We start from the raw sequence: 7,107 nt of genomic DNA, 5'->3' as shown, positions 1-7,107 counted from the left end.
AATTTAGAGGATTTTAGGGTGTTTGGGAAGTATTGGAATTACTTGGTAATTATGGTTGCTTTGTGTGAGGTTTAACAAGGGTTTTGCAAAGGTCTCAGGCCGTCTGAAAATTATTTTTTCAGACGGCTCAATCTATTCTGATCAAACTTTAAGCCAACGGCGCCAAAAGTTTATCAAAAGCTTCTTCAAACTGCTTCAAGCCGTCTTCCTGCAAACGGGTTGCCAAAGCTTCCAAATCGATGCCGAGTTTTTCTGCTTCGGCCAGTTGCGCCAAGGCTTCATCGGTGTTGTCGGTCAGCGTGGCTTTGGCGACACCATGATCGACAAAAGCTTTGAGCGTGGCGTCCGGTACGGTATTGACGGTGTGCGCTCCAATCAGGCTGTCAACATATAAGGTATCCGGATAGTCGGGATTTTTCACGCCGGTCGAGGCCCACAATAATTGCACGCGGTTGGCACCTTTGGCGGCCAATTCGGCAAATTCGGCACTGCTGAAAAACTGTTCCCAATCTTGGTAAGCGGCTTTGGCCAAGGCAATGGCGGTTTTGCCTTTCAAATGTTCTGGTAAGGTTGCATCCAAAGCAGCATCCACGCGCGAAATAAAGAAGCTGGCCACCACTTGGATGTGGTCAACAGGCAAACCGGCAGCCACACGCTTGGCAATACCGCGCTGATAAGCGGCATAGGCTTTCAGGGTTTGCGCGCGGGAAAACAGCAAGGTCAGGTTAATCGACAGGCCGTCTGAAACCAATTGTGCCAACGCTTCAACGCCGGCATCGGTGGCCGGCACTTTAATCATCACGTTTTTACGGCCAATGGCATCGTGTAAGCGTTTGACTTCGGCCACAGTACCGGCAGCATCTTTAGCCAATTCCGGCGCGACTTCCAAGCTGACGAAACCGGTTTTGCCGCCGGTAGATTCGTGTTCGGCCAGCAACACATCGCAAGCCGCCTGAACATCGGCAATTGCCAAGGTCTCGTAGCGCTCTTTCGGGCTCAAATCTTGTGCTTTCAAAGCGGCTGCTTCATCGGCATACAACGCGTCGCCGGCAAAGGCTTTTTGGAAAATCGCCGGATTGGAAGTCACGCCGCACACGCCTTGCTTGGCCATTTCGGCCAATTTGCCGCTTTGCACCAGCGATCGGGATAAGTTGTCCAACCAGATTTGTTGGCCTAATGCTTTAACGTCCGATAAAATAGTCATCTCTGAATCCTTTTTGTTGAGCGGGTTTAGTCTTGTATATTGTTGGCATAGTGAATGAGGCTGAATGGTGCAGGACAAGGACGCACCGCAGACCATACAATTTGGTACGGTAAGGTAAGGCAAGCCAACGCCGTCCGGCTTTAAGACCATTCACTATCACGATAAATTGTCAAACCGATGGATTTTCACTATACCTTGATTTCCAGCCTTTGAACAGTATCACACTTTGACGGACATAATGATGACAACGACCGAATCTTACTTACCTTGGGCGCGCGATGTGCTGCATATCGAAGCGGAAGCCTTGCACGAAATCGCCAATGAGTTGGACGAACATTTTGTTCAGGCCGCCGAGGCCTTGCTGCATTGCCAAGGCCGCGTGGTGATTATGGGCATGGGTAAATCGGGTCACATCGCCCGCAAAATGGCTGCTACCATGGCTTCCACCGGCACACCGGCTTTTTTCGTGCATCCCGCCGAAGCGGCACACGGCGATTTGGGCATGATTGTCGATGGCGACGTGGTGATGGCGGTGTCAAACTCGGGCGAAAGCGATGAAATTGCGGCGATTATTCCGGCCTTGAAACGCAAAAACGTGACCTTAATCTGCATCACCGCCCGCCCGACTTCGACCATGGCACGCCATGCCGACATCCACATCACGGCTTCGGTTTCCAAAGAAGCCTGCCCGCTCGGTTTGGCGCCGACTTCCAGCACCACCGCCGTGATGGCGCTGGGCGATGCGCTGGCGATTGTGTTGCTGAAAGCGCGCGCGTTCACGCCCGATGATTTCGCCCTCAGCCATCCGGCCGGCAGCTTGGGCAAACGCCTGTTGCTGCGCGTGGCCGACATCATGCACGGCGGCGGCAAACTGCCTGCAGTGGTATGCGGCACCTTGCTCAAAGACGCGATTGTACACATGAGCGAAAAAGGCTTGGGCATGTTGGCCGTAACCGATCACGAAGGCCGTCTGAAAGGCGTGTTTACCGATGGCGACTTGCGCCGCCTGTTCCAACAACGTGATGATTTCAAAGGCTTAACCGTCGACGACATCATGCACACCAAACCGAAAACCATCGCCGCCGACAAACTTGCTACCGAAGCCTTGAAACACATGCAGGAAAACCATGTCAATGGCCTCTTAGTCACCGATTCAGACGGTCTGTTAACCGGCGCGCTCAATATGCATGATTTACTGATGGCGCGTATTGTGTAAGGCTGCAAAACTTTACGCACCGTTTATTCTACCCGAAACGTTTCAGACGGCCTTTATGCTAGAATAGGCCGTCTGAACAAGGAACCCGCCATGCAGAGCTTATCCCCCGAATTGCAACAGCGCGCCGCCGCCATTAAATTGTTGATTTTAGACGTGGACGGCGTGTTGACCGACGGCCATATCTACATCCGCGACACCGGCGAAGAAATCAAATCTTTCCACACGCTAGACGGCCACGGCATCAAAATGCTGGCAGCCAGCGGCGTTCAGACGGCCATTATTACCGGCCGCGATGCGCCATCGGTCAGCATCCGCGTGCAGCAATTGGGCATTGCCCATTATTTCAAAGGCATTCACGATAAGCGTGCGGCCTATGCGCAATTACGGGAACAAGCGGGTGTGGCGGAACACGAATGCGCATTTGTCGGCGACGATGTGGTTGATTTGCCGGTGATGGTACGCTGCGGATTGCCGGTAGCCGTGCCCGAAGCGCATTGGTTTACACGGGAACATGCGGCCTACATCACCCGACGCCCCGCCGGCAAAGGCGCGGTGCGCGAAGTATGCGATTTGATTATGCAGACGCAAGGCACGTTGCAGCCTGCTTTGAACGAGTATATCAAATGAAAATAAGATGGCACTACGGTCTCGCTTTTCCTTTGATTCTGGCTGTCGTGCTCGGCGGCCTGTCGGCTTGGCTCGGCCGTATCAGCGAGATTCAAACGGAAGAAGTACAACTCAATCCCGATGAGCCGCAATATTGGATGGGCGGTATGGAAGGCAAACGTTTTGATGAGCAAGGTAATTTGCAAGAGCATTTCACCGCTACCGAAGCGTTCCAATTGCCCAACAGCAAAGACGTGCATTTCCGTTCCCCTAAGCTTGACGTACATCAGCAAGGCAAGCCCGCTTACCAAGTGAAAGGCAAAGAAGGCCTATATAACACCGATACGCGTGTTGCCGTGTTCCAAAAAGAAGTATTGCTGACCAAACCGGCCGATGCCACCCATCCTGCCGGCACGGTCAAAACCGAATTTATTCATGTCGACACCCGGATCCAGTTTGCCCAAACCGAGCATCCGGTTGAATTTACCTACGGTCAATCCCACGGCTCTTCTGTCGGCATGACTTACGACCACACCAAAGGTTTACTCAATTTCCCATCAAAAGTGAAAGCCACGATTTATGATGCTAAAAATCTTTAAAGCCGCCGCATTGTCCGCCCTGATGATCAGTGCGCCTGCTTTCGCGCTGCAAAGCGACAGCCGCCAACCGATTCAGATCGAAGCCGATCAAGGCTCGCTCGACCAAGCCAAACAGACTACCACCTTCAGCGGCAACGTCATCATCAAACAAGGCACGCTGAATATCAATGCCGCCAACGTTACCGTTTCGCGTAACGACAAAGGCGAACAATTGATGAAAGCCAACGGCTCGCCCGTGCATTTCAGCCAGCAGCTTGACGGCAACAAAGGCACGGTCAACGGCCAAGGCAACCAAGTCGAATACGCCTCGGCTACCGGCTTGGTGACGCTTACCGGCAATGCCAAAGTGCAACGCGGTGGGGATGTCGCCCAAGGCGCGGTGATTACCTACAATATGCGCACCGAAGTCTATACCATTCACGGCGGCTCGAAACAGGCCGGTGTGAAATCACCGGCCAAATCCGGCCGCGTGAGCGTGGTGATTCAGCCGACTTCGACCAAACAATAAACTGAGGCCGTCTGAACCTTTTGTTAAACCAAGCTTTCAGACGGCCTATCCAACCTTGATTCCGCTTAAAGAACAGATTATGACTGCACCAGCCAGCCGCCTTGTCGCCCAAGGCCTGCAAAAAAGTTTCAAAAAACGCCAAGTTGTGGAAGATTTTTCGCTGGAAATCGAAAGCGGCGAAGTGGTCGGCCTGCTCGGCCCCAACGGCGCGGGCAAAACCACCAGCTTCTACATGATTGTCGGCCTGATTGCTGCCGATGGCGGCAGCGTCACGCTCGACGGCCAAGAATTGCGCCACCTGCCGATTCATGAACGTGCGCGCTTGGGCGTAGGCTATCTGCCTCAAGAAGCCTCGATTTTCCGCAAAATGACCGTCGAACAAAACATCCGCGCCATTTTAGAAATCAGCCTGAAAGACAAAAGCGGCATCGACGGCGAAATCGACAAACTGTTGGCCGATTTGAACATCGAGCGTCTTCGCCACAACCCGGCACCATCGTTATCGGGCGGTGAACGACGCCGCGTGGAAATCGCCCGCGTCTTAGCAATGAAACCGCGTTTTATTCTGCTGGACGAACCCTTCGCCGGTGTCGATCCTTTGGCGGTCATCGATATTCAAAAAATCATCGAATTCCTCAAATCGCGCGGCATCGGCGTATTGATTACCGACCACAACGTGCGCGAAACCTTAAGTATTTGTGACCGCGCCTACATCATCAGCGAAGGCACGGTATTGGCTTCAGGCAACCCGGACGACTTGGTCAATGACGAAAAAGTACGTGCTGTGTATTTGGGCGAAAATTTCAAATACTGATACCCTGAAACCCGCCTTTTATTGATAAATATGAAAAGAGGCCGTCTGAAAAATAGTAACCACGCTCATTTTGTGGTAACTTATTTCAGACGGCCTTTCATGTTTCCCCGTAAACGCACGCGGCAACATGGCCGGCACTAAAAAAATAAACGAAAAACGCAACTTACTTATCCTATGAATCCCAATTTCGGCTTAAAACTCAAGCAAACCCAGCAGCTCAACCAAAGGCTGCAACAAGCCTTGCGCGTATTGCAGATGTCCAACCAAGACATCGAGCGCGAAGTAGAAGACTGGCTGCAGGAAAACCCCTTACTCGAACGCCCCGAATCTGATGAATTCAGCGATGCCGAGCTCAACAACAGCCTTTCCGCAGCCCTACCGCGCAGCAACCAAATCGGCGGCGACGATGCCGAAGATGCTTGGCTCAATGTCGCCGAAGAAGAAGATTTCAATGCTTATCTGCATGCACAAGTGTGCGAACACCCTCTTTCCCAAACCGAAGCCGCCCACGTCCACATTCTGATTGATTTTCTTGACGATCAAGGCTACTTTTCCGACAGCCTATCGGAAGTCATCGACCATACGCCGCTGGACTGGATGCTGGATGAAGACGATTTGCAAAACGCGCTCGACATCCTGCAAACCTTCGACCCGCCGGGTGTCGCCGCCGCAGACATTACCGAATCCCTTATGCTGCAACTGATGCGCCAGCCCCCTTCACCCGAACGCCAACTGGCCGGCCATCTGATACAAAGCTCATTTGAACAGCTGGGCAAAAACCGCCAGCAAAATATTCAGCGTTTCCAAAAAATGTATCCCGAATCCACGCCCGAATCCATTCAGACGGCCTTGGATTTGATTGCATCACTCAACCCCTACCCCGCCTACGGTTTCGCTTCTGCCGAGCCGACCGCCTACATTCAACCCGACGTATGGGTCAGAGAAACGGCTGATGGCTGGAAAGTCAGCGGCAACGAAGCGGCTTGGCCTAAAATCCAAATCAACCGCGAATATGCCGAGCTGCTGCAAGACATCGGAGACGCATCGCCCGAATGGAAAGAAAAGCTCCAAGAAGCGCGCCAAAAAATAGACAGCTTGGAATTGCGCAAAAGCACGGTTATCCGCTTGGCCGAATACATCGTTGAGCGGCAAGAAGATTTTTTCATCTTCGGCGAAATCGGCTTGGTACCCATGCTGCTCAAAGATGCCGCCGCCGAATTGGAGCTGGCCGAATCAACCATTTCAAGAGCCGCCAATCAAAAATATTTAGCTTGCCCACGCGGTTTATTTGCGTTACGCTATTTCTTCACACAAGCAATCAGTACCGACAGCGACAACGAAGGCGTCAGCCAAGGTGCGGTTAAAGCCATGCTCAAGCAATTGGTTGACAGCGAAAACGCGCACAAACCTCATTCCGATGAAGCCTTGGTGCAGCTCTTAAAACAGCAAGGCGTTGAAATTGCCCGCCGCACTGTCGCCAAATACAGGGAGTCACTCGGTATTCCGCCTGCGCACAAGCGCAAGCTTATCGGCTGAACACAAGATTTTTATGCCCGTCACGTTGGCGGATTTACTCACCGAAGGAGTTTTATTATGAACCCGAAAATTACCGGTCTGAATTTTGATGTTACCGAAGCGATTAAAAACTATGTGTCTGAAAAATTGGAACGCATCAACCGCCATGCCGCCAATGTGATTTCCGTGACCATTACCCTGTCGGTTGAAAAAGTGAATCAAAAAGCCGAAGCCGATTTGCACTTGGCCGGTAAAGATTTGCACGTCGAAGCGGTAGAACAAGACATGTACGCCGCGATTGACGTATTAATGGATAAATTGGATCGGGCGGTGTTGAAGCATAAAGAAAAAAGCAATGATACCCGCGCCCCACGCCCTGCCGATGTGGTTGGCACCGAACAAGAATAAATGCTTATTAAGAGGCCGTCTGAAAATTTTCAGACGGCATTTTTTATGATTGATCATTCATTCGTTTTTCAACTAACGATACAAATATAGTTAATTAAAATAAAAACAGGACACTAAAGTCTGTTGACAATTAACGCAACTGTAAGGTAGCGCGCGTTTTGTCATAGTTTTGCGTTTTTTTGTCATAGCTTCCCTGTAGTTTATCCATGACAAAAAAACGCAAAATCTAAAATTTAA

General features: G+C 51.5%; 8 protein-coding genes. 7 read left to right on the top strand and 1 reads right to left on the bottom strand.

What is annotated here, in order from left to right; all coding sequences use genetic code 11:
• Nucleotides 1–148 precede the first annotated feature (148 nt).
• A complete protein-coding gene (gene tal / locus ACFPVS_RS13295; protein WP_096296039.1) occupies nucleotides 149–1,204 on the bottom strand; it encodes a transaldolase in 1,056 nt (351 codons plus the stop codon).
• A gap of 241 nt (nucleotides 1,205–1,445) precedes the next feature.
• Between tal and ACFPVS_RS13290 the strand changes: the two genes are divergently transcribed.
• The 7 genes from ACFPVS_RS13290 to hpf all read left to right on the top strand — a co-directional run bounded on the left by ACFPVS_RS13290 (nucleotide 1,446) and on the right by hpf (nucleotide 6,870).
• Nucleotides 1,446–2,420, top strand: a complete 975-nt coding sequence (locus ACFPVS_RS13290) for a KpsF/GutQ family sugar-phosphate isomerase (RefSeq protein WP_096296040.1) — start codon at nucleotides 1,446–1,448, stop codon at nucleotides 2,418–2,420.
• A 90-nt stretch (nucleotides 2,421–2,510) separates the two neighbouring features.
• The gene (locus ACFPVS_RS13285) at nucleotides 2,511–3,047 is read left to right on the top strand and encodes a KdsC family phosphatase (RefSeq protein WP_096296041.1); all 537 of its coding nucleotides are present in this window, start codon (nucleotides 2,511–2,513) and stop codon (nucleotides 3,045–3,047) included.
• Nucleotides 3,044–3,625: an LPS export ABC transporter periplasmic protein LptC gene (gene lptC, locus ACFPVS_RS13280; protein ID WP_096296042.1), complete on the top strand. Its 582-nt coding sequence runs from the start codon at nucleotides 3,044–3,046 to the stop codon at nucleotides 3,623–3,625. Before ACFPVS_RS13285 ends, lptC begins: the two co-directional genes overlap by 4 nt.
• Nucleotides 3,606–4,133, top strand: a complete 528-nt coding sequence (gene lptA, locus ACFPVS_RS13275) for a lipopolysaccharide transport periplasmic protein LptA (RefSeq protein ID WP_096296043.1) — start codon at nucleotides 3,606–3,608, stop codon at nucleotides 4,131–4,133. Before lptC ends, lptA begins: the two co-directional genes overlap by 20 nt.
• A 79-nt stretch (nucleotides 4,134–4,212) precedes the next feature.
• Nucleotides 4,213–4,947, top strand: a complete 735-nt coding sequence (gene lptB, locus ACFPVS_RS13270) for an LPS export ABC transporter ATP-binding protein (protein ID WP_096296200.1) — start codon at nucleotides 4,213–4,215, stop codon at nucleotides 4,945–4,947.
• Nucleotides 4,948–5,121: 174 nt separating this feature from the next.
• Nucleotides 5,122–6,483: an RNA polymerase factor sigma-54 gene (gene rpoN, locus ACFPVS_RS13265; protein WP_378595846.1), complete on the top strand. Its 1,362-nt coding sequence runs from the start codon at nucleotides 5,122–5,124 to the stop codon at nucleotides 6,481–6,483.
• Between the two features lie 57 nt (nucleotides 6,484–6,540).
• A complete protein-coding gene (hpf, locus tag ACFPVS_RS13260) occupies nucleotides 6,541–6,870 on the top strand; it encodes a ribosome hibernation-promoting factor, HPF/YfiA family (protein WP_096296044.1) in 330 nt (109 codons plus the stop codon).
• Nucleotides 6,871–7,107 lie beyond the last annotated feature (237 nt).

It is taken from the genome of Neisseria weixii (assembly GCF_042658245.1).
Taxonomy (GTDB): Bacteria; Pseudomonadota; Gammaproteobacteria; order Burkholderiales; family Neisseriaceae; genus Neisseria; species Neisseria weixii.
Note: the sequence above shows the minus strand (reverse complement) of the source record. Positions and strands in the feature narration are given on the sequence as shown.